The sequence below is a fragment of the Kitasatospora sp. NPDC051702 genome (genome assembly GCF_040681575.1).
Taxonomy (GTDB): Bacteria; Actinomycetota; Actinomycetes; order Streptomycetales; family Streptomycetaceae; genus Kitasatospora.
This window is the reverse complement of sequence record NZ_JBFAZB010000121.1, coordinates 1-1,030: the sequence shown is the minus strand read 5'-3', so window position 1 is coordinate 1,030 and position 1,030 is coordinate 1. Positions and strand designations below refer to the sequence as shown.

The following is a 1,030-nucleotide window of genomic DNA, read 5'->3' as shown; positions in this document are numbered from 1 at the left end:
CTGAGGACAAGCCCTCGGCCTATTAGTACCGGTCAACTCCACCCCTCACAGGGCTTCCATATCCGGCCTATCAACCCAGTCGTCTACTGGGAGCCTTACCCTCTCAAGGAGGTGGGAGTGCTCATCTCGAAGCAGGCTTCCCGCTTAGATGCTTTCAGCGGTTATCCCTCCCGAACGTAGCCAACCAGCCATGCCCTTGGCAGGACAACTGGCACACCAGAGGTTCGTCCGTCCCGGTCCTCTCGTACTAGGGACAGCCCTTCTCAACACTCCTACGCGCACAGCGGATAGGGACCGAACTGTCTCACGACGTTCTAAACCCAGCTCGCGTACCGCTTTAATGGGCGAACAGCCCAACCCTTGGGACCTACTCCAGCCCCAGGATGCGACGAGCCGACATCGAGGTGCCAAACCATCCCGTCGATATGGACTCTTGGGGAAGATCAGCCTGTTATCCCCGGGGTACCTTTTATCCGTTGAGCGACGGCGCTTCCACAAGCCACCGCCGGATCACTAGTCCCTACTTTCGTACCTGCTCGACCCGTCAGTCTCACAGTCAAGCTCCCTTGTGCACTTACACTCAACACCTGATTGCCAACCAGGCTGAGGGAACCTTTGGGCGCCTCCGTTACCCTTTAGGAGGCAACCGCCCCAGTTAAACTACCCACCAGACACTGTCCCTGATCCGGATCACGGACCCAGGTTAGACATCCAGCACGACCAGAGTGGTATTTCAACGACGACTCCACAACAACTGGCGTTGCTGCTTCAAAGTCTCCCACCTATCCTACACAAGCCGAACCGAACACCAATATCAAGCTATAGTAAAGGTCCCGGGGTCTTTCCGTCCTGCTGCGCGAAACGAGCATCTTTACTCGTAATGCAATTTCACCGGGCCTATGGTTGAGACAGTCGAGAAGTCGTTACGCCATTCGTGCAGGTCGGAACTTACCCGACAAGGAATTTCGCTACCTTAGGATGGTTATAGTTACCACCGCCGTTTACTGGCGCTTAAGTTCTCAGCTTCGCC

General features: G+C 55.8%; 1 rRNA gene. It reads right to left on the bottom strand.

What is annotated here, in order from left to right:
* Window positions 1-2: 2 nt before the first annotated feature.
* A 23S ribosomal RNA gene (locus tag AB0N04_RS38595) occupies window positions 3-1,030 on the bottom strand; the annotation flags it as partial.